Genomic DNA, 25,922 nt, shown 5'->3' with positions numbered 1-25,922 from the left:
AAGAAGCTTTTGAGAGCAGAATTGCAGCAAGCGCCGACAGCAGCCAGACGAAAGTCCATTACCGCTTCACCCGCCTTCGTCTACGTGCTGGTATCGCCACTCTTTTTAATATTGTTGGCTTATGTCGTTTATCCATTGTTCGAAACGTTCGTTGCGAGTATCAAAATCGATGAAGAAATTACATGGAAAAACTACATTCGCTTCTTCAGTCTGGAGCATACCGCCAACCTGGAAGCGTTGTGGAACAGTATCTACATATCGGTTCTGAGTGTCATTACGTGCGGAATCGTCGGCGTCACAATGGCGTTTTTATTGGAGCGCTATGAGTTTCCTGGACGAAAAATTCTTTCTGTGCTGGCTTTGGTTCCGATGGCGTTGCCTCCACTCATTGGTGTTCTCTCGTTTACCTTTTTGTACGGAGAAAGCGGAATCGTTCCACGGGCAATCAAAGAGCTGTTCGGGCTTGCCCAGGTTCCTTTCGCGTTAAAAGGAATGTGGGGGGTGGTCGTCGTTCATACGTTTACGATGTACACCTACTTCTTCATGACCGCTACAGCAGCAATCAAGGGACTCGACCCGTCCTTGGAAGAAGCGGCTGCCAGTCTTGGAGCGAATCGCTTTACCGTTTGGCGGCGCATTATTTTGCCGATGCTCACGCCAGCCATGGTCGCGTCTTCTCTGTTGGTTTTCATGATTTCGATGGCTTCTTATACGGCACCGCTCATTTTCGGCATTGACCGGACGATGACGATGCAAATCTATCTGTCTCGCACCAATGGGGATTTGGACATGGCTGCGACACAGTCTACGATTCTTTCGATTGTTTCTGTGGCTTTTCTTTTGATCATGCGTTGGTACCAAGGCGCGCGCAACTACCAGAACTTGAGCAAAGGGGTTAGCGTGCACCGTACTGAGATCAAGAGCAAAGCGGGACGCTACACCACGATTGTGCTGTCTTTTATCGGTACAATCATTCTGATGCTGCCAATTCTCGTATTGGTACTCATCTCCTTCTCAGTGGATGGTACCTGGACGGTGCAAATATTACCTCCTGAGTATACCTTGTCGCATTACATGGATTTATTCACGGATAGTAAGACATGGCGTCCGATTCTCAACAGCTTGCAGTTGTCTGCTATCGCGGTAATCGGGATCGTCATTTTCGGTGTAGCTGCGGCATATGCCATGGTTCGCCTCAAGTTTCGTGGGAAAACGCTTCTTGATGTATTGATCATGCTGCCATGGGCATTGCCAGGGACAGTTGTGGCGATCAACCTGATTGCAGCGTTCAGCGAGCCGAATGCATTTAGCTTTGGACAGGTTTTGATCGGAACATTCTGGATTATCCCGTTGGCTTATTTTGTCCGACATCTGCCACTTGTGTTTCGCTCTACCAATGCGACCTTGATGCAGATGGACCCATCTGTTGAGGAGGCTGCGCGAAATCTGGGTGCTTCCTGGTGGTACAGTTTCAGGCGTGTCGTGTTCCCGATGGCGTGGGGTGGGATTCTCGCAGGTACGCTCTTGGCATTCGTCCAGTGTATCGGGGAGTTCGTGGCTTCGATCCTGATCTTCACACCGAAGACAACGCCATTGTCTGTCGCTGTATTCCAACGCATGTACAGTAATGAATTTGGCACCGCTTGCGCCTATGGTGTCTTGCAAATCGTGGTCATCATCATCGTGTTGTTCATCTCCAGAAAACTGACCGGAGATAAAGCGGGAACTGCCGTGTAAAGCTGGATGCCTTCGTGAAAAAGGGGGGGCTTCACGTGGATGTCAGTGAATCGATGGACAAGAAATCACCGAAAGTGCAGCCGACCAAACTACCCTGCCCGACTATTCCCGCATCTGTTCGCACCATGCAGGGGGAACATGGACTGCTCGATCTGTGGAAAGCGATCAAGCCACTCGCTACCATTGCCAGTGCCATGAATACAGGTGCCCATCCGGACGATGAGCACAGTGCCATGCTCGCTTACTTGGCCCTGGGGAGAGGCGTGTATACCACCAGTGTGATCGCGACGAGAGGGGAAGGCGGCCAAAATGAAATCGGCTGCGAGCAAGGTACCGCGCTGGGGATTATCCGGACGCGCGAGCTGGAGGAAGCCTCCTCTCTTAGCAATGTGACGCTTGGCATCTTAAGCGAAGAGCTGGAAGATCCCATTCATGATTTCGGGTTCTCCAAATGCGCCGAAGAAACCTTCCGCAAATGGGGCGAAGAGGTCGTGTATGAGCGATTGATTCGAAAAATCAGGGAGCTGCGCCCCGATGTCGTCATCGCTTGCTTTGAAAATGAACCGACGACACACGGACATCACCGGGCGATTACGTTACTGACAAAGCGAGCTTTCCACGAAGCAGCCGATCCACAGATCTTTCCTGCGCATAGGCAGGCTGGACTTTTGCCGTGGCAAATGAAAAAGCTGTATTTGCCTATCATGGACAATGATGATTATCACGTCGCGGTACCCGTGGGGGAATACGACCAAATCTACGGCTCATCCTATGTGCAGCTTGGTGAGCGATCGAGGTTTATGCATAAGACACAGGGGATGGGTGTTCATTACGATGAAGGCCCGACCTACAATTACTACCGCTTGGATGCATCGATTTTTCCGGCACCTGAAAAAGAGCGCGACTTTTTTTCTGGACTGCCCGTCAGTTTTGCTGATCTGGCGCAGGGTATCGCTGCAAAAGGCGGACAAGAACTCGCGGAAGTGCTGCACCGTTTGCACGATGCGGCAACAGATGTATTGAATGCCTACCCGCGATTTGCTGAAGTGGCCCAAAGGGTTCACCGCATGAAAGCTTTGCTTGCGACTGCACAACAAGAAGTGCGCAAGGCTCCACTCGATGAAGAAACAAAGATGGACTTGATGTATCGGCTAGGACTCAAGGAAGCGCAGCTCAACCGTGCGAGTGCCGAGGCTCTGTCTTTGGTCGTGAAAATCAAGCCGGAGACGGGCGAGTGGGTGGCAGGTCAGACGACAACGGTTACCGTAACGGCGTACAACGGCGGCTCGCTGGAGGTTGAGCATGTGCAGCTGCGGATGCGTGTCCCTGCTGGATGGACGGCGAAACCACTGACGCCAACTGCGTTTCCACGACTTGCTTACAATCAGACGGTCTGCACCGTATTTGAGGTATCGATTCCTGCACAGACGGAGCTGTTCCATCCTTACAAGCCGCCCGTGCTCGATGTCGAGGTGCTCTATTTCGCCTTCGAGACAGCCAGTACCATTCGTGTGGAGCCGGAAAGCCGTGTAGCTGTGCTTCCACCGTATGCGGTGACGCTGACCCCGTCAGCTGTCGTGAGAAACACGTTGCATACGGATGAGACGATCCCGGTTAAGGTAACACTGAAACAGTACCGTCCGGGAAGCTCTACAGCCAAGGTCGCTCTCGTTGTCCCGGCAGGCTGGACAGCGGAGCCAGCCTTTGTCGATGTTCCGTTTTCTTTTCGCAGCGAGACGAAAACAATCGCTTTTACTGTTCATACCACACCGCAGGTGACGAATGGCAAATATCAGATTAGCGCTACGGTCGCGGGGACAGACGGTGTGACAGAGATAGCACAGGATGTGCAGGTCATTGAATACCCGCATGTCGGTCGCACGTATTTCATCCGGCCCGCTACGCTGACTGTTCAAGCCTTTGATCTGGCCATCCCGACAAACCAGCGGATCGGCTACGTATCCAGCGGCTTTGACAATCTGGATAAATACTTGCGCGCGGTTGGGGTGAATTGCCTCAATCTGGACGCAAACGAAATACAATCGGGCGATTTGTCCCGCTACGACACGATTGTTCTCGGTATTCGTGCATACGGATTCCGTCGCGAATTAATCGAGAGCAATCAGCGTCTTTTGCACTATGTAGAAAACGGCGGAAATCTCGTCGTTCAATATCATAAGCCGGAGGACAAATGGAAGCCGCAATTGGCGCCATACCCCATTTTTATCGGCGAGTCGCTGATCGATTGGCGGGTGACCAATGAGCAATCAGACGTCCGTATGCTGGCCCCTGACCATCCGATGTTCCAGGAGCCAAACGTCATTACCCAAGGAGACTGGGATGGATGGGTGCAGGAGCGCTCCATCTACAATCCTTCTCGCTGGGGAAGCGAGTATACCGAGCTGATTGCGACAAGTGATCCGGGAGAACCGGAGTTCCGCGGCATTTTCCTCACGGCGCACTATGGAAAAGGGACGTACACCTACAGCTCGCTTGCCTGGTTCCGCGAGATTCCACAGCTAGTCCCTGGCGCTTTTCGCTTGTTCGTCAACATGATCAGTCAGAAGCAGTAATGCCCCATCCACTCCGGGCCAACCGTGGGTCGATCCATGGCTACATCAATGAAATGCATACGTACAGACCGCCATGATTGATATAGACATCAATCTGAATGGAATGGAGGAGTTGTTCATTGAGTAAGGGGAAACTTGCCAAGCTGTACACGATTACGACTGCTGCGGTGCTGGCCATGAGTCTGATTATGCCGATAGCACCCGAGACCGCCCATGCAGACCGCGGGGTTGTCGACCTGTGGAAAGCCATTAAGCCGCTCACCACGATTGCCAGTGCGATGAACACTGGAGCACATCCGGACGATGAGCACAGTTCAATGCTCGCGTACTTGTCGCTTGGCAAAGGGGTGGACACATCCAGTGTCATTGCGAACCGAGGCGAGGGAGGACAGAACGAGATAGGCAGCGAGCTGGGAAATGCGCTGGGGATCATTCGTACCCGCGAATTGCAGGAAGCTTCCAAAATCACGAACATCCATCTGGAGAACCTCAGTGAAAAAATCGATGACCCTATTTTTGACTTCGGCTTTTCCAAAAGCCCGGATGAAACCTTGCAAAAATGGGGCGAGGATGTCGCGTATGAAAAGCTCATCCGTCGTATCCGAACACTGAGACCCGATGTCGTGATTCCCGCATTTTTGAACGAACCTTCGACTCACGGCCATCATCGCGCCATTAATGTTATTACGGTGCGGGCATTCAAGGATGCCGCAGATCCAAACGTTTTTCCACAGCATGCAAAGGAAGGCTTGGCTTCTTGGCAGGTGAAGAAGCTGTATCTGCCTGCAAAGGAACAGGATTACTCGGTTAAGGTGCCTGTGGGCGACTATGACGAAATTTATGGTGCCTCGTACGTCCAGCTCGGCGAAGAATCCCGTTTCATGCATAAGAGCCAGGGAATGGGACGTCACTATGACGAAGGGCCAAGCTTCAATTATTACAAGCTCGATCAATCTATCGTGGAGACAAAAGACAAGGAAGCAGACTTTTTTGAGGGAATCGCCTATTCGTTTGACGATTTAGCCAAGGAAGTTGCCGGCCAGTCTGGCGGGGAAAAAGTCGCAGGCGAACTGAAAAAGCTGCAAAAGGATGCCGCTGAGGTCATTGCTGCGTACCCAAGCTTTGCCTCCGTAGCCAAGGAAGCGCATGAGATGTTGGCGGATGTGGAAAAAGCGACGGCAGCAGCCGAAGCCTCCTCCTTGCCAACTGACACAAAAACAGACTTGCGTCATCGTTTGGGAGTGAAGAAATCCCAGCTGAACAAAGCCAGTGCCGAAGCGCTCTCGCTCGTAACCAAAGTAAAGCCTGAGACAACTGAGCTGGTAGCAGGTCAAACCACGAAAGTAACGGTCACGGCTTACAACGGCGGCCAAGCAAAAGTCGGGAAGATCAATCTCGCGCTGAATGTACCAAAAGGCTGGCAAGCCAAGCCGCAATCGACCACCAGCTTTTCATCGCTAGGCTACAATCAGACGGTGAAAACGACATTTGATGTCACAGTTCCTTCTGATGCCGCTCTGTTCCAACCGTATGCCGCTCCTGCCATTACAGCAGACGTCAGCTACAGCTTTGCAGGCGCGACGGCGAATAGCCATGTGACACCAGCAGATGCCATTGCAGTTCTTCCATCTTTTTCTATGGTGCTGAGTCCAAATGCGACGGTTTTGAATACGCAGAAGCCAGAGGAGCCAATCCCGGTTAAGGTTACGGTGAAAAACTACAATCCAGGTGCAGCGAAAACAACCATCTCTCTCGATGTACCAAAAGGCTGGAGCGTAGAACCACAAGCAGCACCGCTCGCCTTTGAAGCCAAGGGAGAAACGAAGTCGGTTGCCTTTACGGTCAAAGCAGATGCCTCCGTTCAACCGGACAAGTACACGGTGACAGCCGTAGCGTCTGGCAGTGGAAAAGAGAGCCGACATGGAGCCCAAGTCATCCGTTACCCGCATATCGGCACGACTTACTTTGTCCAACCAGCGACGCTTGCCATCCAGGCATTTGACCTGAAGGTGCCGGAAGGATTGAAGGTCGGTTACGTATCCAGTGGCTTTGACAATATCGATCAGTATTTGTCTCAATTGGGGGTCAATGTGACCAATCTGTCGGCAAAAGACATTGAGTCTGGCGATCTGGATCAATACGATACGATCGTGCTGGGCATTCGCGCTTATGGTTTCCGACCTGAGCTGATTCCTTCGAATGCACGCTTGCTGAAATACGTGGAAAACGGCGGTAATCTGGTCGTGCAATACCACAAGCCTGAGGATAAATGGAAGCCGGAGCTGGCCCCTTATCCGATCAAAATCGGTGCTCCGCTGATTCAATGGCGTGTCACAGACGAAAACTCCAAAGTGACAGTATTGGCGCCTGATCATGCCTTGTTTCACTTGCCAAACAAAATCACGGAGAAAGATTGGGACAACTGGATTCAGGATCGTTCCGCTTACAATCCATCCGAGTGGGGCAAGGAATACACCGAGCTAATCTCGAATGGCGACGAAGGCGAGAAGGAATTTACGGGTACGTACCTCACTGCCAAGTATGGAAAAGGAACATATACCTATAGCTCGCTTGTGTGGTATCGCGAAATTCCGTCACTCGTACCAGGTGCGATCCGATTGTTTGTCAACATGATCAGCCCACAGCAGTAATCATAGTAGAAGGGAAGGCGATCGTTCAGGCGGTCGCCTCCCTCCCAAAAGAAGATCAGACGCAAAAATAGAAGCAGCTTACGAATGGGTAGGGAAGGAGATGCAAGAAAGATGAATTACAGAGAGCGAATTTTTCAACAGGAGGGAGCCAGTTTCCCTGGCAAGACATACGTGGAGGCGGTTTTGGAGCCTGCATTTAATGAAGCAAAGCACCATTTGTTGCATCCGATGATGGCGATCAACAAGGCACATTTGATCATGCTTCGTGAACAAGAATTGCTCACCGACGATGAGGCCAAAAGAATTGCTGGTGCACTGTGTGGGATCGAAATGGAAGAGCTGCGCCAATCGCATTACACCGGGCAGTTTGAAGATTTGTTCTTTCAGGTAGAGAGCCGTTTGCTGGAACTGGCTCCTGATGTGGCAGGAAATCTGCATCTGGCTCGCAGCCGCAATGATATGGGGATTACCATATACCGCATGGTGCTGCGCGAAAAATTGTTGGTGACCTTGACTTCTGCCCTCTATCTGAAAGAGCATTTGCTCCTCTTTGCAAATGAGCATGTGGATACGATTATGATTGGCTACACACATACACAGCAGGCACAGCCGACGACAATGGCGCATTACATCATGGCGGCTACTGACATGCTCAGCCGTGATATCAAGCGACTGATTCAAGCCTATCACACAGTCAATCGCTCACCCATGGGGGCAGCGGCATTGACGACTTCTGGCTTTGCGATCAGCCGGGAGCGGATGCGCGAATTGCTCGGATTTGATGAGTTGGTGGAAAATTCTTATGATGCAGTCTGCGGCGCGGATTATTTAGGGGAAGTAGCGACAGCTGTACAATTAGCAGCCATTAATTTGGGGCGTACGGTTCAAGATATGCTGCTCTGGTGCACACAGGAATTCGCGGGGTTAAAAGTCGCAAGTCCATACGTGCAGATCAGCTCCATCATGCCGCAAAAGCGCAATCCGGTTTCCTTTGAGCATATGCGCTCGCTGTTGTCCAGTGCGGCAGGCAATGCGACGACAGTGCTTACGATGATGCACAATACGCCTTTTGGCGATATCGTGGATACCGAGGATGACATGCAGCCATACGCGTGGCGGAGCATGGGCGTGCTCGAACAGATGTATCGCTTGATGGCGAGCGTTGTGGGGACGATGGAAGTGAACAAGGACGTCCTTTTGGAGCGGGCAAAGGGCAGCTTTGCGACCGTCACCGAGCTCGCGGATACATTGGTGCGCACGGATCAGCTTTCGTTCCGCAAATCTCATCACATCGTGAGTCGTGTGGTAAAAGAAGCGATGAGCGAGCAGCTCGCTGCAAACCAAATCAGCTTGGAGCTGGTAAACCGTGCAGCCGTGGAAGTAATCGGGCGGGAGCTGTCGCTCACAGCAGAAGAGCTCAGACTGGCGCTTGACCCCGTTCATTTTGTAATGATCCGCAAGCTTCCAGGTGGACCAAATCCAGAGGAAATGAAGCGCATGATCGCCGTTCGCCAAGCGGTACTTCAGCAGGAAACAGAATGGCTGACACAGAAAAAACAGGCGAATGCGAATGTGATGAAAGGGCTTGATCAGATGACAGCTGAATGGAGTGTGGGGTAATGGCAGTGGTGCGAATACCTCTTCTGGCAGTGGACGGAGGGGGCACCAAGTGTCTGGCGGTACTGGTGGACCGCTCCAGAAATGAAATCGGTGCAGGACGCTCCGGTTCATGCAATTATCAAGGGATCGGGGAGGAAGCGGCAGCTCGTGAGTTGGTTGCAGCGATCAGCCAAGCTCTGGCCGATGCAATCGCTCGTCAGACCGTTGCTCCCTTTATGAGCGGCACTCCGACACCGGATGGACCAATCGAATGGGAAATCGAGTACGCGGTGTTCGGGATCGCTGGCCTGGACACGGAGTATGATCGACAGGTGATCTCGCGGATGGTGAGCAAGGTACTGCACCAGCTTGGTATTCGTGTCCAGCAGCTGATTGTGGAAAACGACGGGTTTGCGGCCTTGCTCGGTGCGACCGGAGGCAGCCCCGGCATTCTGGTCATCGCAGGCACTGGCTCGATTGCCTTTGGTGTAAACGAGGAACAGGAAACGGCACGAGCAGGAGGCTGGGGGCATCGGGTCGGTGACGAGGGGAGCGGCTACTGGATCGGCAAGCAAGCGATTATGGCGGTATTAAAAGCAGCAGATGGCCGCGGTGAGCCGACCGCATTGAAGGAGTTGCTTCTCCCGCACGTGGGACTGGGACGCGTAGATGAGTTATTTAACTGGACATATAGTGAGCATTATTCCGTCGAGAAGGTAGGAGAGCTATCGCCGCTAGTCAGCCAGGCTGCACTCGCCGGAGATAAGGTGGCAGTGGCTATCTTGCAGGTCGCAGGCGAAGAGCTTTTCGATGCTGCTCGGGCGGTCATTGATACGTTGCAAATGAAAGCCAAGCCGTTTCAGATGATTATGCAGGGAGGCGTTTTGCAAAACGATGATCGCGTTAGAGAGATCGTCGTAGAGCGCGTCCGAGAGTACGCTTCTCAGGTCGTCATCGAAAATGCGCAAAACGATCCGATTTACGGTGTCATAGCAAAAGGATTGGCTTATCTAGAACGCCAATCGGGCGGTAAGTGAGGTGCCAGAAATGAAAAAAGTAATGGTCGTTTTCCCCCACCCGGACGATGAGTCTTTTGCCTGCGGGGGAACGTTGGCAAAGTGCAAGGACGCCGGACATGAAACGTGTTATTTGTGCATTACCTCCGGCTGCAAAGGACGCAGCGGTCCATTCGATATCGATTGCAGAGAAAAGCTGGCAAAACATCGAGAGCTAGAGCTGAAAACAGCGGCGGAAGTGCTGGGAATCAGTCGTCTCGACTTGTTCCGGTACCCGGATGGTTCCTTGCAAAATGCCGATCTGAATGAGCTGGTGGGTAAGATTCGGAAAGCGATAGAAGAATGGAAGCCGAATGTCGTTGTTACGTTTCCGCCGGACGGGGTAACGGGTCATCCCGATCATATCGTCACGTGTGAGGCAACGACGCGAGCGGTCGAACAAGCGGAAGCGAGCATGACCCCGTCAGAATATCCTGATCTATACTATGTTTCGATCCCACACTACTACGATCATTGCCCGGATCATGGTCCAAAGCCAGCGGTTCCGATTACAGGCAAGGTCGATATTTCGGGCTATCGGATACAAAAAGGAGAGGCGCTGAAGGCTCACTTAAGTCAGGAGTATTCCGTGAATCGCGCTTATCCGGGTGTGATCGATGGGGACTTTGGTGTCATTGGCTGCTATGAGTACTTTACATTGGTGCGGTCGGCGGGCAAGGCGATCGAGCCCGTTAGTGTGGGTGGGAGTATTCCTCTCATTGATCTGTAACTAAAAAGTAGAAAGGGCTGACCAGCATGATTTTTGCTAGTCAGCCTTTTTCATTGGATAGCCCATCCGTCGGATTGTTTTGTCCTGCTAGATTTGTTTACAATGTTGTCAGAAGCAATTGGAAATCAAAGGGAGAGAAGACATGTCACACAGAGTCTATGTATATAACGTCAGTGAGCCTTCTCAAGCGCAAGACAACGACACGATGATGGTGGAATGGGGCTATGAAGTCCCACTACTCTTGCAGCCGCTCTTCATAGAAGGTGGTATAATCGCCGGAAACAATTACAACAACCATACCGAACCGGACAATTCTGGACTCTATTACGACGCGCAGGCAGGCATCGAAAACGTGAAGCGGTTTTACAACTTCCTGGAGAGACAGGAAGGGTTAATCGGTAACAAAGAAGCATTTTCGGAAGCGAGAAATCAGCTTTTCAGCTATCTGGAAAAACGAACGCTTCCGTATTTTCACATCGATGCCTGGGACGTATTCAATATGGATGACATCCCTCATGACGAGCAGGCGGAAACCCTGCGCGCCAATATTGCCCATAACAACGAGATCATGACAAAGGCAATGGACAACGATGACATCTCACTGCTGAACTACTCCGAATTGATGGACGTGAACCCGGGCTTTCGTTCTTTTGCCGAGCTGCTCAATTATGAGGACTACCAATACGGCTGGGGACACATCTGGCAGCCTTATGAAGAGCAACCTGACGTGGAGATTTTTGAGGAAGCTGGCTTGCTTGGTCTCAAAGACGCAGAGGGAAACGTATTGCTCGCCCCTCAGTTCGATGCCTTTTACGATTTCGCTTCCGAAGATCTGGCCGTGGTTGCCCGAGATGGTAAATACGGCTATGTACATAAATCCGGGAGAATCGTCATTCCGTTGGAGTGGGAGGATGCCTACGATTTTGAATACGGCTCTGCTTGTGCCATTGTCAAACGAAACGGTCGATATGGTCTGATCAATCTGGAAGGCCAAACGATTGTCCCTACCCACTATGAAGAGTTAGAACTGCTTGATTACCAAGGATTTTATACGGCAAAGAAAGACGGAAAATGGGGTGTGCTGGGGGGAGCTGGTTCTGTAACGATAGATTTTGAGCATGAAGAAGCTTTCAAGTGTGGGGACGGCTTTTACCATACGGCGGTCAAAGGTAGGAAGAATCGGAAAATCTTTAACGAATATTGGAAATACGTCGGGGAATTCCCTCTGGCGGCGGTGGAACAGATTGACGAAGGGCTTATCCTCGTCAAACCACACAAGGATGCAAATCATAGCACCTTGTACAAAAAAGACGGCACTATCGGCGCATCCGGCTTCGATAAATTGAATCGGCAAACCCATTTTCCGAATCTGCTCGTTCTGCGCAAGGGGAAAAAGTACGCCGCTTATGGCAAACAGCAGGAGAGCCTTTTGCTGCCGTACGAATATGATGAACTGATTGATTTACAGGTGTATACGGAGGCTGGACAGGGCAATCAGGTGCTGGCGAAAAAAGATGGAAAGCTAGGTGTTTTTCATGGGGATGCCGATCAACCAGCGTGGTTATTCCCCTTAGACGGTTATGAGAACATTTTTTGGCTGCATCAGGATGCGTATGCTTTGAAGAGAAATGGATTATGGAGCATTGCCTTATCGCCGGAAAAGCGATGGAGTGATTTCGAATTCGATCTGGTGGTGAAAAAGGCACTGGTCGAGGGTTTTGCTTATGCCTTCAAGGGCCACGACGTTTATTTAGTAAGCGAGTACGGGCTGTCGAGGGCAGATAAAACGCTCGTGCTGGAGGAAATCGAAGATCGTTATTACAGCTATTATTTTGATGCCGAGGTTCGCAAGCGACTGCTGGCCTATGCCAAAGGGGAGCAATCCGATGGTGACAGCATAGATCAGTACACGCCGGTAGAAACGTTGTACAACCTGGGCATGGAAGCGTATGAAGCAGGTGATTATGAGAAAGCCATTCTGTACGATACGCTTGCTGCTGAAAAGGGCTATGCCCCCTCCATGAACAACCTTGCTCATATTTACTACAGTCTAGAAGGCTTCGAGGATGCTGATAAAGCTTTTTACTGGTATGGATTAGGGGCTGCGGCAGGCAACCACCATGCTATGAATGGATTAGGCTGTTGCTATCGACACGGGATAGGCACGGAGCCTGATGCTGATCAGGCTATGTACTGGATGGGCAAGGCGGCAGAACACGGTCATGCGCTGGCTCACAACAATCTTGGCGCCACCTATTATGACGGGGAGCTGGTGTCGCAAGATTTGGACAAAGCTCTCTGGCATTATGAACAGGGAGAGGTATTAGGCTCTCCGGTTTTTGATTGGCTTGGCTATTTGCATGATTCAAAAGGGAATTATGAAAAGGCGCTGCATTATTATCAGCAGGATTACGAAGCAGGCAGCGATTTCAGTGCCTATAATTTGGGGATTTTCTACAGTAATGGGTATGGTACAGCCAAAAATATCGACGCCGCCATCACATATTTTCATGCTGCTTTGGAAAGAGATTACCCGCATGCGCATATCGAACTGGCAAGAATTTACCGGAACGAAGCACAATATGAGGACGAGCTTCTGGCGAAACATCACCTCGAAGAAGCAGAAAAGGCAGGTCTTGATATCCCTGAGGAGCTCACACAATCGTAGAAAAAGCAAAAAGCGGATCGACAGGAAAAGTCGTCGGTCCGCTTCCAACTAACCAGCATGCTAAACAATGGCTTCCACTTCAATTTCAACGAGCAGACGCGGGTCGATCAATGCCTTGACCTCAACCATCGTAGCGACTGGCTGAATCTCGCGGAAAAACTCTCCATGTGCTTTTCCGATCTCTTCCCACTTGCTGATATCCGTTACAAACATCCGCGTTCTTACCACATGAGACAAATCAGCATCTAGTTCTCGCAATGCTTTTTCAATCGTCTCCAGGATAAACCGCGTTTGTTCATAGGCATCGTCCAAACCAACGACTTCCCCGTCCTTCATGGCAGTAGTGCCAGCTACTTCAATACGGTCGCCGACTCGAATTGCACGGCAATAGCCCACGACAGGTTCCCAAGGCGAACCCGTGAACACTTTCTTTCGATTCATAGGAGAATGCCCCTCTCTTTTCCGCAATAATAGGAATATACTACAAAAAAGAAGGGGAGTGGAGCGGATGATGGATTTTTTTCTCACCCTTTTTTCCAAGTACAAGTGCTTGATCCACACTGCGTTTGGTCATGAAGGATACATACACGTGGTAAACAAGCTAAGTGCTCATGGCATTCGTTTTCGCACACGCATTCATTCTCATGCGCTTCGTCATTTAGGGGGAGAAATGGGGATGTTGCCCCAAGAACAAGATCATAAGCAATATGATATTTACGTGGCAAAAGAAGACGAACACCTGGCACATTTAGCGATTCATTCCCGTTGATGGGTGCCTATACGATATAATAATTGGGATTCGAATGAAAATGGTAAACCGAGGAGGAACCAGCATGTCCGTACTAGAGGCACTCAAAAACAGAAGAGCCGTACGTAATTATATTCCAAAAGAAGTAGAAACCGAAAAAATCCAAGCGTTGCTAGATTGCGCAGTGCTAGCCCCGAACGACCGCTTGCGTCAACCGTGGCATTTTTACGTGATCAGAGGGGAAGCGAAGCTACGGTTCGAGGAAATCGCGAAGGAATTTTTGCTGGAGCGTTTTCCGACCAAGCCGAATCTCGTGCAGGATTCCTTGGCTGTTCTGGAAAAAACACCGCTCGTCATTGTTGCCACTGCTGATGTGATCCCAGGGGATGAAGCATCCTCAGAGGATAATGAATACGCGGTTTGCTGCGCGATTCATTCCATGTGGCTGGCAGCGAAGGAACTGGGACTGGGCATGGTATGGCGCACGAGAGGAGTCGGCTTGGTTCGCGACGAGCGCTTGCTGCAATTCCTCGGATCGCCTGAAAATAAAAAGGTCGTAGGCACGCTGTTCATTGGCTATCCCGAGGCAGATGCTCCGGAGACAAGTCGGGTAGCAGCGGAAGAAAAGACAACCTGGCTGTAATGCTCCAGCTGGCTTTTTTGAGAAGTCTGATCATGCTGATCGGTGATGTTCTCGCAGGCCTCCTCAAAAAACTTGATGAAGCACAGTAGTTGTTTGCAACTAAGCCTCCCCACGCACGTATAAATGGTAAAGGTTACACCGTACATATCGAGGGGAGTTGTTTCATTAATGTTTGGAAAGCTTGCAGCAGACGCGCTCGGCTTGAGCAATGTGGGAATTGTGGTAAAACCAGCGGATTACGACAAGGTGGACGCTGATGATTACATCATGCATGAGGACCATGAGAAAATCTATTTTTTGATCAAATCAAAGTCCGACGAGTATTGCTTCACCAATCTGGGACTAGTTCACCTGGATGGAACGAGTGCCACCAGTAAAAAACGCATGCTGCGCCGCTATTCCTACCACACACACCCGATCTCTAACGTGTATCTGGAAACAGCCGGAACCGTCGATTTGGATGTGGAAATCAAGTTCACGATGGGCAATGAGCACTACTCGATCGATGTAAACAAAAAGCATTTGGAGGAATTAAAAGACCTCTACAAAGCACTTGTGAAGATCGCCTCGACTATGCACGATAACGAACTTGCGCTCCAACATGCAAAAGAAAGCCTCCACGTCGCCCAAAGCACACTGGGTCGCGTAACTGGCCAGCAAGCAGACGTAGCTTCACAATTCAAGTCCATCAACCAATACACCTTCGATTGGCTGGAGGACATCCGATACAAGTATGTCGTCAAAGATTTTGGTAAAGTCTTTGAAAAATATATTCATAACTAACAAAAAGAGCCTCTTTCAAAGAGGCTCAGGCTGTCGAGAAAGTCGACAGCCATTTTTATTTCACTTAGTTTTAATACGACACCGCGTTAATTTGTTATAATTCTTATAATTACATTTTATAGTAGGTGATAATTGTGCTTACCTCCAATGATAAAAATCCGCAAATGCATTACGAATTTGTGTGCCTTGATGAATTGGTCCCAGAAGACCATTTATTAAGAGTCATCCAGAAACATATAGATTTCTCCTTCATCCGGGAAAAAGTACGTCAATATTATTGCGAGGATAACGGTAGACCTTCCATTGATCCTATTGTTTTATTTAAAATGATTTTCATTGGATACCTTTACGGTATCCGCTCAGAGAGGCAGCTCGAAAAAGAAATCCAGACTAATATCGCCTATCGTTGGTTTCTTGGCCTTTCTTTAACAGATCGAGTTCCAGATCACACAACAATCAGTTGGAATCGTCGAACCCGTTTTAAAAATACAAATGTTTTTCAGGAGATTTTTGATGAAATTGTGCGCTTGGCGATTCAGCATCGAATGGTCGCTGGCCGTGTATTGATAAGTGATTCCACACATCTTAAAGCAAATGCGAATAAACGAAAATTTAAGAAGCATGTCATCGAGAAAACGAGTCGTGCCTATCTCAAAGATTTAGAGGTAGCAATTAATGAAGACCGTGAGGTACATGGAAAAAAGGATTGAAGCCTAGAGAGGGTGTGAAGGAAGAAAAGGAAATCAAGGTGAGTACCACGGATCCGGAAAGTGGCTACATGGTTCGAGACAGCAAGCCCGAAGGCTTTTTCTATCTCGATCACCGGACTGTCGATCATAAGTACAATATTATTACCGATGTCCATGTCACTGCTGGTAATGTCCATGATTCCGTTCCTTACATAGATAGGCTGAATCTCCAAATCGAGAAGTTTGGGTTTCAGGATACAATTGAAGCTATTGCATTAGATGCTGGTTATTTAACTACTCCAATCTGCAAGGCACTTCACGCTATAAATGTATTTGCTGTCATCGGTCATCGTTCCTTTACACCTGTTAAAGGTCTTTTTGCTAAATGGCGCTTTAAATATGATCCGGAGTGTGATGTGTACACATGCCCTCAAAAACATACGCTTACTTATTCGACTACCGATCGAAACGGATACAGGATGTATAAGTCCAATAAAGAAATATGTAAAACTTGTCCAAGGCTTACTGAGTGTACCCGATCTAAAAATCACCAAAAGGTGATAAGCAGGCACGTTTGGGAAGAGAGTAAGGAATGGGTTCGACAGAACCGTTTAAGTAAATCGGGGAAATATTTATATAGATTAAGATACCAAACCATAGAGCGAAGCTTTGCAGATGCTAAAGAACTGCATGGGCTTCGCTATTGTAGGTTACGCGGACGCGAAAATGTCCAAGAGCAAGTATTGATGACAGCAACAGTACAAAACATTAAAAGGATAGCACTACACCTAGCGAAAGCAAGTTAGGTGCAGGCTATCCTTTTTTCAGCACTTCGTGCTGGAACAATACCAAAAGAAATCCCCCAAAAGGGGGTTTCTCTTCAGTCTGAGCCTCTTTCAAAGAGGCTCTTTTTGTATTTTAAGCGAAATCTTCGACAAGCCCTTACTCCTTACGAGTAGTTTAAAACGAGCCACCCAAACAGCTGTACGGGAAGGTGTGTCACATGTTTGAAAGGAGACCGCCCGAACAAAGTGAGGAAAAAGGCGACTGGAAAACATGTGGCACGCCTTCCTCCCGACCACAGTAGCAGGAAGACAGCGCTCTTTCGAGCGTTACTCCTTGTGCAAAAGCTTGCCGATCTTGAGCGCCAGCTGGATTTGAAGCAGCTCCTCCGAGTTTTTCAAATCCATGTTCAAAATCTCCTTGATTTTCTCGATCCGGTAAATAAACGTATTGCGGTGAATGAACATCGCTTTCGCCGCTTCACTGACGTTTTGATTGTACAGAAAGTAATTGTCCAAGGTCACCATGAGGCTCGTACCGAACTCTTGATCATGCTCGTACAGCTTCCCCAGACGCTTCAAAAAGAAGTCTTCCAGTTCAATGTCCTTAATGTTGGAACCCAGGAAATGATAGACGGAGTAATCATCGAAATGAGAGACGTCGCCCTTGCTGTTGAACTTTTGCATCAGGCGGATCGCTTCATGTGCTTCGGTAAAGCTCTTGTGCAGCGAAGCGATGTTTTTATACTGACGTCCGACCCCAATAAAGAACAAGGTTTTCTTGATTTTGTCCACGAGAGCGCTGTACAGCTCATTCGCGAATTGCTTGGCTTCACTTGCAGACACCACAGGTTTTTGATCATTCTGTCCGATGAGGATAATGATCCGATTGTTCCGATAAAAGCAGGTGATTTCCCCAGGAGCTTTACTCGAATTGTCATAGACGAGGTCGACACATTTTTTTGCGATCCGATCCAGCTCGTATTTGCGATCGATGATATCCTCCAAATTTTCCAGCTCAATCGGCTCGATATTCATGACCATACAAAAATACATGTAGCTTGATTGCAGTCCGTGCAAATCACATAAGGTTTGCAGCGAGTCAGAGGACGTAATTTTACCTGTGAGCAAGTCATCGAAAAAGTCTTGCCTGATCTTCAGCTTCACTTCCTCGATTTCCCTCGCCTTGATCCGCTCCAGCGCCACGATTGTGGATGCCTGCTCCAACACGATGTAGTCAAATTCGGTAAGCTCCCAAACGGTTTGCCAGACGACGATGTATCCATAGATGTGATTGGCTACAGCAACGGGTAGAATCCTGCATTTAATTTCATAATCCTTCGCATGGTAGATACGCTTGATCGACTTTTTGATCTGGCTAATATTTCGCGGAACGGACTCCGTGAAGTCACGGGTAAAAACAGGCCTGTTTTTGCTTAAGGTCAGGCAGGAGTCAAGCGGAATCGGATTGTGCCAGATTTCCGTGTAATGAAGCAGATGCCAGTCCTGGTCCAGTATAAGGATCGGGTTGTTGATCGTCTCAGACAGCTCGGAGGCGATGCGATCCAGTCCGCCACCTTCAAGCGCAATGCGAAACAGGGCGTTATGCATGTCCAATGTTTTGCGGTTCAACAAATCGTAGCGACCAGAGGCTTTTTCATTAATAATGGCAATCACTTTCGACAGCGTGTATTCAAAAGGCAGGGCCAAAAGCGGGAGACCGTACTTGTTGGCATGATCAATCATGTTTTGCGGGATTTGATCGAAATAGCGATGCATCTTAATGCAGAGCCCGGAGCAGTTGATCTCCGCCAATTCCTTGATGATTGTATTTTGCAGATCGGGATTGTCCTTGAAAATATATCCGGTGGAGAGCAGTAATTCATTAGAAGACAGCCAGTCAAAAGCATCCGGGTTCTCCATGATATTGACGATGGAAATGACGTTGTTAATGCCTTGCTCTCCCGCAATGATTTTGATGCCGTCTATGGATTGAATGGTAAGCAAATCTTTGATGGTCAGCACCTTGTTCACTCCTTTGCCACAAAGGGATTCCTGTAATTGTGCAATGTGCACAAGTGAACCTCGATTTTTTTAGTTTCCATACACAATGACGATTCCATCCACCCTGTCTAAAATAATGATGGAAGTACGTGGTGCTTGTCTAATTGTTTTTTAAAAGAGCAAGCACCGAGCCAATCTTGGCGGGTTGTTCAATCACGAGATCATGGAGGGCTTACTATGACAGACAAAAGCGTAGTACAAGCATTTCTCGAGGCAGCGGCTGAGGGGAATATCGAAGCACTGAAAAAGCATCTGGAGCAGGGCGTAGATATTAACGCAAGAAACAGACAAAAGCGTACAGCGATTCTGACTGCTGCGATGAACGACAAATTGGAAGCGGTATCGTTTTTGGTAGAAGCAGGTGCAGATGTAGATTTGCAGGATGAGACATGCTTCAACCCGTTCTTGTTCGGTTGCATCAACGGCAAGCTCGAGCTCGTCAAAATGATGATCAAGGCAGGAACAAACCTGGAGCTGTTGACTCGTTTTGGTGGCGTAGGGATTACCCCAGCGTCCGAAAAAGGTCATGTGGACATCGTACGTGAGCTCGTAACGACGACTGACATCAATGTAAACCATACGAACTTTGTGGGCTGGACACCACTCATCGAAGCGATCATCTTAGGTGATGGCGGTGAAAAGCAGCAAACGATCATCAAGCTGTTGATTGAGCATGGCTGCAATGTGCACATGGTAGATAAATACGGCGTAACACCGCTTGAGCTTGCGAGAAGAAAAGGCTACACCGAGATCGAAAACATCTTGCTGGAAGCAGGAGCAAAGTAAAGCGTCCCATGTACATCCAGGCGTTGTCTGGCGATGCTGGTTTCCTTGAGCGTTTGGCACGAGCAAACTTTAGCGGGACCGTACACAGTACTTTTGAGCGCACGATCAATCTGATTTGCAACGAAAACGGGGAATTGTACACCATTGGCAACCATCAGCTAGACAATGCACCGAACACGCTCATTATTGATGTAAAAGGCTTTTCAGAGCTGGAGCTGCCCGTTAATGCTCCGGTCATCACGGAAGATGGCACGCTCGTTATCGGAGCGGATTTGCGAATATGGATTCAGCAAGCAGCAAAGTGGGAAGGGGTCCTTCCTTCCTATCCTTGTGATATAGAAGACGTAGAAGTATTGCGCCGAAATGTGGCGTTCACGAAAAACTACGTAGACGAATACGGCAAGACGGGGGGCATGAAGATGTCCTCCCAACCTGCCAGTCCGTTTGAGAAAGAGATGTCCCGTATGCTGATCCAGCGTGCAGGTATGCTTTCCGACGATCTGGCGAACAAACGCATAGAGTCAGCTACTCAGCATGCGATAAGTCTTATCGGTCTGGGGCCGGGGTTAACACCATCGGGTGACGACTTTTTAGTGGGATTGTGCAGTGTATACAAAATGCAAAACATTTCCTCTTGTTTGTCATGCCCATTTTTCGATGAAATCGTCCGTTCGTCCCAAGCATTAACGAACGAAATCAGTGCGATCACGCTGAAAAAAGCAGCCCATGGACAAGTAAGAGAGTCGCTAAATGACCTACTTTCATGCATGATATCCGGCTCCTTGAAAGAGCTTGTCCCTGCTTTAGACAAAATCATAGGGATCGGCTCGTCGTCGGGTACGGATATCCTGCTTGGCATCCTATGTGGTTTGGAACGAAATCTAGAAGCTGGAGGTAATGTATGTCTACCAAAGTCGTAATCAAGCAAAGCACGTATTTTGACTCGGTATCCCTGATGTCTCTCTCTACAAAAGCGAATCAAATTGAAGGTGTCGAACAAGCGGTTATCGCGATGGGAACCGACATGAATAAAGAGGTATTGAAAAACGTCGGTTTGCTCACACCTGAGCTGGAAGCAGCGAAAACGAGCGACTTGATGATCGTGGTGAAGGCAGCGACAGACGAGCTGAGCGAGAGCGCTCTCATCGCCATCGAAGAGCTGTTCAAGAAAAAAGGCGGCAGCAAATCTGCAACGGAGATCAAATACTCCACGATTGATTCTGCGGCAGCCAGCATTCCAGAGGCAAACCTCGCTGTCATCTCGGTAAACGGTGCATTCGCAGCGAGAGAAGCGAGAAAAGCATTGGAAAACGATCTGCATGTCATGCTGTTCAGCGATAACGTAAGCATCGAGGAAGAAATCGCCCTCAAGCAATTCGCGCACGAAAAAGGTCTCTTGATGATGGGGCCTGACTGCGGTACAGCGATTATCAGCAATGTAGCTCTGTGCTTCGGAAACGCTGTGAGAAAAGGCAGTATCGGGATTGTAGGTGCATCTGGTACAGGCAGCCAAGAGGTGAGCGTGCGTATTCACGACTTCGGCGGCGGTATCACGCAGCTGATTGGTACAGGCGGTCGCGACCTCTCCGAGCAAGTCGGCGGCATCATGATGCTCGACGGAATCAAAGCGCTGGAAGAGGATGAGGCGACAAAGGTCATCGTACTCATTTCCAAGCCACCAGCAGCAAGTGTACAGGAAAAAGTGTTGGCGCAAGTGAAAAGCTGCAAAAAACCTGTGGTTGTGTACTTCATTGGTGGAGAAGAAACGCCAGTTCTGGAAGCGGGCGGACATTTTGCCAAGACGAGCAAGGAAGCAGCCATCAAAGCAGTTGTGCTGGCTGGTGCCAACGAAGATGAGCTTAACAAGCGCGCACTCAACTGGCCGCTGATTGAAGAAGTGCGGGCAAAGCTGACACCGGAACAAAAGTACGTTCGCGGGCTGTTCTGCGGCGGTACGCTGTGCGACGAAGCCATGTACCTCGCGATGGACAAGTATGAAGACGTATACAGCAATATCCAAAAGAAAGCAGACTACAAGCTGAAAAACATCCATGAGAGCAAGGCTCACACTTTCCTCGACATGGGCGATGACGACTTTACAAATGGCAAGCCGCACCCGATGATCGATCCTTCCACGCGCATCGCAAGATTTTTGGAGGAAGCAAAAGATCCTTCCGTCGGCGTCATTCTGATGGACTTTATCTTGGGCTTCGGTTCTCACGAAGATCCTGTCGGCGTGATGCTGCCAGCGATTATGGAAGCAAAAGCGAATGCTGCCAAGGAAGGCAGACACCTGGAAATCCTGGGCTACGTGCTGGGTACAGACCTCGATACACCGAACTTTGATGAGCAAGTGAAGAAGCTCATGGATGCGGGTGTCACGATTGCGAGCAGCAGCACGAACGCAGGTCTTCTAGCTAGAGAATTTGTTGCGAAAGGGGAATAATCATGAGCAAAATCAACAAGCTGTTTAACGGGAAAATTCATGCGATCAACGTAGGGATCGAGTTTTTTAAAGACGATATCATCAAGCAAAATGCGAATGCGTCTCATCTGGATTGGAAGCCACCAGGCGGCGGAAAACCTGAGCTGATCAACGCCCTCGACAGACTGGAAAATGCAGCTGTCGCCGAGAAAATCGCTGCGGCAAACAAGCTGGCGGTAGAGCGTATCATTAACTCCCAGCCGATGCTTGTTGGCTTCGACCGAGCGATCAATGTGGTACCAGGCATGACCAAAACCACGATTCTGCACGCAGGTCCGCCGATCACTTGGGACAAAATGTGCGGCTCAATGAAAGGTGCTGTAACCGGAGCAATCGTATTCGAGGGCTTGGCAAAAGACATCGAGGAAGCTGAACAGGTAGCTGCTTCTGGCGCAATCACGTTCTCTCCATGCCACGAACACAACTGCGTAGGCTCCATGGCGGGTGTTACATCCGCTTCGATGTTCATGCATGTAGTCAAAAACAAAACGTATGGCAACGTCGCTTACACCAACCTGAGTGAGCAAATGGCTAAAATTTTGCGCATGGGTGCCAACGATGAAAGTGTTATCGCCCGCCTGAACTGGATGCGCGATGTATTGGGACCAATGCTGCGTGATGCAATGAAAATCGCTGGCGAAATCGATCTGCGTCTCATGCTGGCGCAAGCGCTGCACATGGGTGACGAATGCCACAACCGCAACAACGCAGGTACGAGCCTGTTGATTCAAGCGCTGACTCCGTACATTTTGGAGACGGATTTCACAAAAGAACAGAAGCGTGAAGTATTCGACTTCGTCGCAAGCAGTGATTACTTCTCTGGCCCGACATGGATGGCTCTGTGCAAATGCGCACTTGACGCAGCGCACGGCATCGAGAATAGCACGATTGTCACCACGATGGCGCGTAATGGCGTTGAGTTCGGTATCCGTGTAAGCGGTATGGCTGGCAACACCTGGTTTACTGGGCCAGCACAAAAGGTAGTCGGTCCGATGTTTGCAGGCTACAAGCCAGAGGATTCCGGCTTGGATATCGGGGACAGTGCGATCACCGAAACATACGGGATTGGTGGTTTCGCGATGGCGGCCGCTCCAGCGATTGTTGCACTCGTAGGCGGAACGGTTGAAGAAGCGATCGGCTTCTCCACTACAATGAAAGAAATCACGACAGCAGAAAATCCAAACGTAACGATTCCACTCTTAGACTTCCAAGGTGTCGCAACAGGAATCGATATTCGTCAGGTGATCCAAACAGGCATCCTGCCGATTATCAACACCGCTATCGCGCACAAAGACGCAGGTATCGGCATGATCGGTGCGGGTATTACCTATCCGCCAATGGAAGCTTTTGAAAAGGCATTGCTCGCAGTGACGGAAACGATTAGCCAATAGCTTTTCATCCTAGGTGACTCAGCTTTCGCAGCAAAAGAAGAGTGCGAAAGCTGGGTCGAATGAGGAAGGTGAATGAACATGGGACAGGCAACCGTAAAGGAATCATATGAAGAATTCAAGTCCTATGGATACGCGGACGATATTTTGCCAAAGATTTCCGAAAATCGAGATTGGGGCACCTTTAACTACGTAACGGTGTGGATGGGCGCTGTGCATAATCTCATGTCGTACATGACGGTAGCCGGATTCTTTGTCCTCGGATTATCCGTTCCGCAAGTCTTGTGGGCAGTCATGATTGCTGCCTTGATTGTTTCGGCGGGCTATGTGTTGAATGGCTATGCAGGACAGAAATACGGGATTGGCTATTCGATGCTGTTGCGCAGCTCCTTTGGTGTAAAAGGCTCGATCATTCCTGCTATATGTCGTGGGCTTATCGCTGGGGTTGTGTTTTTTGGGACAAAAACAATTATTGGGGCACAATCCTTTAATGTCATTTTTGAGAAAATATTCCCTGGCTATAAGAGTATGGTTCCAGGCTTTGATTTTCTCGGATTAGATTTCCCAACCATGCTGTCTTATGTGATCCTCTGGGTCATTACTGTTGGATTGTTTTTAGGTGGAATGAAAATTCTCAGTCTGTTTAGTAAATGGTCTTCACCGATCATCTATATTTTCATCGTAGGTGCAGCGATTTGGGCGATCAGCGTTGCTGGCGGATTTGGTCCAATCTTTGCTTATGCTCCTGCCAAACCGATGGAGAATTGGCTTGTATTTATCGCGTGTGTAAGTGCTTTGGTATCGAACTGGGGTGGTCCGATTGTCAATATCGCAGACCTTACGCAAAGGGCAAAACACCCGAAAGCTCCGATGATTGGTCTGCCGCTTGGAATGATTGCATCCTACATCTTGTTTGGAATTACGTGTGTAGGATTGTTGGTTGGGACGCAAATCGCGTTTGGCATCAAAGACTTTAATGTAGTCGTTGCCATTGATCAAATTGGGAATCCTGTTGCCGTCATTATCTTGTTGCTGGCACTGAATATAGGTTCGACGAGCTACGTTGTATTTGGGAATTTGCTTCCATCTGGACTGCAAATGACAGCGCTTCTTCCGAAAATGTTTACAGTGAAATCAGCAGCTATCTTGACAGCTGTATTGGGGACTGTCATTTTACCTTGGAAGCTGGTAAATGGTACGGCCGCGCTGTATATGTTCTATAGCTTTATTGGCTCCATGTACGGTCCAATTACGGGGATCATGCTAGTCAGTTTCTTCATTGAAAGAAAAAGAAAGCTAGATTTATCTGCGATCTACGTAAAACCGGGTGAAAATGGAGAATTCAAGAACGGCTTTAATATGGTGGCATGCGGCGTATTGATCGTCAGCTTCTTGATTACGCTATCCGGCTCTTTCCTGCCAAATGTGCCACTATTGGCAAACATCAGCAAGTCAGCATTCCTTAGCGGGACGATCATATCCGGCGTCTTATATGCGCTGTGCTATAAATGGAACAAACCAAGTACGATCACACAGAGTGAAACAGCTGCAAAAGCATCTTAACAAAGGGAGAAGTGCCCAGTGGAAAAACTCGTTATTGTTGCTATCGGCGGCAACTCATTAGTTAAGGATAATGGTCGCAACACGATTCAAGACCAATATGAAGCCGTATGTGAAACGGCAGCAAATATAGCAGATATGGTGCAGGAAGGGTACAACGTTGTCGTTACTCACGGCAACGGACCGCAGGTTGGATTTGCTTTGCAACGATGCGAAATCGCCAATGAAGTGTCCGGGATGCCTACGATCCCGCTAGTCAATTGCGTGGCGGATACGCAGGGCGGAATCGGCTACCAAATCCAGCAGGCACTCACCAACGAATTTGCCAAAAGAGGAATCAACAAAAAGGTTGCCAGCGTCATCACACAGGTGGAAGTTAGCAAGGATGATCCGAACTTCCAAAATCCAACGAAGCCAGTGGGCTCCTTCTTCACGCTGGAGCAAGCGGAAGAAATGCGCAAAGAGCATCCGGACTGGGTATTTATCGAGGATTCCGGTCGCGGCTACCGAAGAGTGGTTCCATCCCCTAAGCCAATCGACATCGTGGAAAAAGACGCAATCGAATCGTTGATCGAAGCGGGATATGTGGTAGTCGCTGTTGGCGGCGGTGGTATTCCGGTTGTGAAATCGGGCGAAAATACGTACGATGGGATTGATGCTGTCATCGACAAGGATTTTGCCACCAGCTTGCTGGCAGAACAAATCGATGCACAGACCTTGATCATTACGACAGGTGTTCCACAGGTATGCATTAACTTCGGCAAGCCGAATCAAAAGGCGCTGGAACGCATCACGGTAGAGGAAACGAAGCAATACGTTCGTGAAGAGCATTTCGCAAAAGGCAGCATGCTGCCGAAAATTGAGGCAAGTCTGAGCTTTTTGGAGAAAAACGGGTCAAGCGTGATCATTACGAACCCGGAGAGCCTAAAGGATGCGATTACGAACAAAGCAGGGACACACATCGTAAAATAAAGGCCTCTT

At 49.2% G+C, this 25,922-nt stretch carries 19 protein-coding genes; 17 read left to right on the top strand and 2 right to left on the bottom strand.

The features are described from left to right. Nucleotides 1-9: 9 nt before the first annotated feature. The 7 genes from ACUUHJ_RS24420 (at nt 10) to ACUUHJ_RS24390 (ending at nt 13,013) form a co-directional block, all read left to right on the top strand. The gene (locus ACUUHJ_RS24420; RefSeq protein ID WP_472300153.1) at nt 10-1,737 is read left to right on the top strand and encodes an ABC transporter permease; all 1,728 of its coding nucleotides are present in this window, start codon (nt 10-12) and stop codon (nt 1,735-1,737) included. Between the two features lie 53 nt (nt 1,738-1,790). Then, a complete protein-coding gene (locus tag ACUUHJ_RS24415) occupies nt 1,791-4,310 on the top strand; it encodes an NEW3 domain-containing protein (protein ID WP_472301239.1) in 2,520 nt (839 codons plus the stop codon). Between the two features lie 119 nt (nt 4,311-4,429). Beyond that, nucleotides 4,430-6,961 carry an NEW3 domain-containing protein gene (locus ACUUHJ_RS24410; RefSeq protein WP_472300151.1) on the top strand — a complete coding sequence of 844 codons (2,532 nt, stop codon included), beginning with the start codon at nt 4,430-4,432 and terminating at the stop codon, nt 6,959-6,961. Between the two features lie 111 nt (nt 6,962-7,072). Next, a complete protein-coding gene (argH, locus tag ACUUHJ_RS24405; protein WP_087345837.1) occupies nt 7,073-8,581 on the top strand; it encodes an argininosuccinate lyase in 1,509 nt (502 codons plus the stop codon). Further along, nucleotides 8,581-9,597, top strand: coding sequence for an N-acetylglucosamine kinase (locus ACUUHJ_RS24400; RefSeq protein ID WP_289674176.1), 1,017 nt, complete (start codon nt 8,581-8,583; stop codon nt 9,595-9,597). Before argH ends, ACUUHJ_RS24400 begins: the two co-directional genes overlap by 1 nt. Before the next feature lie 10 nt (nt 9,598-9,607). Further along, nucleotides 9,608-10,345 carry a PIG-L deacetylase family protein gene (locus ACUUHJ_RS24395; RefSeq protein ID WP_472300150.1) on the top strand — a complete coding sequence of 246 codons (738 nt, stop codon included), beginning with the start codon at nt 9,608-9,610 and terminating at the stop codon, nt 10,343-10,345. A 142-nt stretch (nt 10,346-10,487) separates the two neighbouring features. After that, a complete protein-coding gene (locus ACUUHJ_RS24390; protein WP_472300149.1) occupies nt 10,488-13,013 on the top strand; it encodes an SEL1-like repeat protein in 2,526 nt (841 codons plus the stop codon). 60 nt (nt 13,014-13,073) lie between these two features. Here ACUUHJ_RS24390 and ACUUHJ_RS24385 read toward each other — a convergent pair whose 3' ends face one another. Further along, nucleotides 13,074-13,454, bottom strand: a complete 381-nt coding sequence (locus tag ACUUHJ_RS24385; RefSeq protein ID WP_087345846.1) for a RidA family protein — start codon at nt 13,452-13,454, stop codon at nt 13,074-13,076. A gap of 67 nt (nt 13,455-13,521) precedes the next feature. On the opposite strand from ACUUHJ_RS24385, the gene ACUUHJ_RS24380 reads away from it, so the two are divergent. From ACUUHJ_RS24380 to ACUUHJ_RS24365, 4 genes are all read left to right on the top strand, one after another. Beyond that, nucleotides 13,522-13,782 (top strand): hypothetical protein, encoded by a 261-nt coding sequence (locus tag ACUUHJ_RS24380; protein WP_289674173.1) that lies wholly within the window; start codon nt 13,522-13,524, stop codon nt 13,780-13,782. A gap of 64 nt (nt 13,783-13,846) precedes the next feature. Further along, nucleotides 13,847-14,404 (top strand): nitroreductase family protein, encoded by a 558-nt coding sequence (locus ACUUHJ_RS24375; protein ID WP_173627155.1) that lies wholly within the window; start codon nt 13,847-13,849, stop codon nt 14,402-14,404. Between the two features lie 168 nt (nt 14,405-14,572). Beyond that, on the top strand, nt 14,573-15,187 hold the full coding sequence (locus tag ACUUHJ_RS24370; protein ID WP_087345853.1) for a PH domain-containing protein: 615 nt from the start codon (nt 14,573-14,575) through the stop codon (nt 15,185-15,187). 164 nt (nt 15,188-15,351) lie between these two features. Continuing rightward, nucleotides 15,352-16,682 (top strand): IS1182 family transposase gene (locus ACUUHJ_RS24365; RefSeq protein ID WP_289678025.1). Its coding sequence is split into 2 segments (ribosomal slippage): nt 15,352-15,892 and nt 15,892-16,682, totalling 1,332 coding nucleotides; the frame shifts between segments, so codons are not numbered across the junction. 306 nt (nt 16,683-16,988) lie between these two features. Here ACUUHJ_RS24365 and ACUUHJ_RS24360 read toward each other — a convergent pair. Next, the gene (locus ACUUHJ_RS24360) at nt 16,989-18,683 is read right to left on the bottom strand and encodes a PucR family transcriptional regulator (protein ID WP_289674170.1); all 1,695 of its coding nucleotides are present in this window, start codon (nt 18,681-18,683) and stop codon (nt 16,989-16,991) included. 216 nt (nt 18,684-18,899) lie between these two features. Between ACUUHJ_RS24360 and ACUUHJ_RS24355 the strand changes: the two genes are divergently transcribed. The 6 genes from ACUUHJ_RS24355 (at nt 18,900) to arcC (ending at nt 25,913) form a co-directional block, all read left to right on the top strand. Further along, nucleotides 18,900-19,508 (top strand): ankyrin repeat domain-containing protein, encoded by a 609-nt coding sequence (locus ACUUHJ_RS24355; protein WP_064202704.1) that lies wholly within the window; start codon nt 18,900-18,902, stop codon nt 19,506-19,508. Between the two features lie 8 nt (nt 19,509-19,516). Then, nucleotides 19,517-20,428, top strand: coding sequence for an oxamate carbamoyltransferase subunit AllH family protein (locus ACUUHJ_RS24350; protein ID WP_289674169.1), 912 nt, complete (start codon nt 19,517-19,519; stop codon nt 20,426-20,428). After that, on the top strand, nt 20,410-21,954 hold the full coding sequence (gene fdrA / locus ACUUHJ_RS24345; RefSeq protein WP_472300148.1) for an acyl-CoA synthetase FdrA: 1,545 nt from the start codon (nt 20,410-20,412) through the stop codon (nt 21,952-21,954). The genes ACUUHJ_RS24350 and fdrA overlap by 19 nt, the downstream gene beginning before the upstream one ends. Nucleotides 21,955-21,956: 2 nt before the next feature. Beyond that, nucleotides 21,957-23,384: a YlbE family protein gene (locus ACUUHJ_RS24340; RefSeq protein ID WP_289674167.1), complete on the top strand. Its 1,428-nt coding sequence runs from the start codon at nt 21,957-21,959 to the stop codon at nt 23,382-23,384. A gap of 78 nt (nt 23,385-23,462) precedes the next feature. Beyond that, nucleotides 23,463-24,944, top strand: a complete 1,482-nt coding sequence (locus ACUUHJ_RS24335; RefSeq protein ID WP_289678141.1) for a cytosine permease — start codon at nt 23,463-23,465, stop codon at nt 24,942-24,944. A gap of 18 nt (nt 24,945-24,962) precedes the next feature. Beyond that, nucleotides 24,963-25,913 carry a carbamate kinase gene (gene arcC, locus ACUUHJ_RS24330; RefSeq protein WP_472300146.1) on the top strand — a complete coding sequence of 317 codons (951 nt, stop codon included), beginning with the start codon at nt 24,963-24,965 and terminating at the stop codon, nt 25,911-25,913. Nucleotides 25,914-25,922 lie beyond the last annotated feature (9 nt).

The sequence above is a fragment of the Brevibacillus schisleri genome (assembly GCF_055685845.1).
Note: the sequence above shows the minus strand (reverse complement) of the source record. Positions and strands in the feature narration are given on the sequence as shown.

Bases quoted from the DNA above. Each gene is read 5' to 3' on its own strand.
- ACUUHJ_RS24415 (WP_472301239.1), top strand. From the start codon at position 1,791: ATGGACAAGAAATCACCGAAAGTGCAGCCGACCAAACTACCCTGCCCG.
- ACUUHJ_RS24370 (WP_087345853.1), top strand. From the start codon at position 14,573: ATGTTTGGAAAGCTTGCAGCAGACGCGCTCGGCTTGAGCAATGTGGGA.
- ACUUHJ_RS24375 (WP_173627155.1), top strand. From the start codon at position 13,847: ATGTCCGTACTAGAGGCACTCAAAAACAGAAGAGCCGTACGTAATTAT.
- fdrA (WP_472300148.1), top strand. From the start codon at position 20,410: ATGTCTACCAAAGTCGTAATCAAGCAAAGCACGTATTTTGACTCGGTA.
- ACUUHJ_RS24395 (WP_472300150.1), top strand. From the start codon at position 9,608: ATGAAAAAAGTAATGGTCGTTTTCCCCCACCCGGACGATGAGTCTTTT.
- ACUUHJ_RS24355 (WP_064202704.1), top strand. From the start codon at position 18,900: ATGACAGACAAAAGCGTAGTACAAGCATTTCTCGAGGCAGCGGCTGAG.
- ACUUHJ_RS24400 (WP_289674176.1), top strand. From the start codon at position 8,581: ATGGCAGTGGTGCGAATACCTCTTCTGGCAGTGGACGGAGGGGGCACC.
- ACUUHJ_RS24390 (WP_472300149.1), top strand. From the start codon at position 10,488: ATGTCACACAGAGTCTATGTATATAACGTCAGTGAGCCTTCTCAAGCG.
- ACUUHJ_RS24335 (WP_289678141.1), top strand. From the start codon at position 23,463: ATGGGACAGGCAACCGTAAAGGAATCATATGAAGAATTCAAGTCCTAT.
- argH (WP_087345837.1), top strand. From the start codon at position 7,073: ATGAATTACAGAGAGCGAATTTTTCAACAGGAGGGAGCCAGTTTCCCT.
- ACUUHJ_RS24340 (WP_289674167.1), top strand. From the start codon at position 21,957: ATGAGCAAAATCAACAAGCTGTTTAACGGGAAAATTCATGCGATCAAC.
- ACUUHJ_RS24350 (WP_289674169.1), top strand. From the start codon at position 19,517: ATGTACATCCAGGCGTTGTCTGGCGATGCTGGTTTCCTTGAGCGTTTG.
- ACUUHJ_RS24380 (WP_289674173.1), top strand. From the start codon at position 13,522: ATGATGGATTTTTTTCTCACCCTTTTTTCCAAGTACAAGTGCTTGATC.
- ACUUHJ_RS24385 (WP_087345846.1), bottom strand. From the start codon at position 13,454: ATGAATCGAAAGAAAGTGTTCACGGGTTCGCCTTGGGAACCTGTCGTG.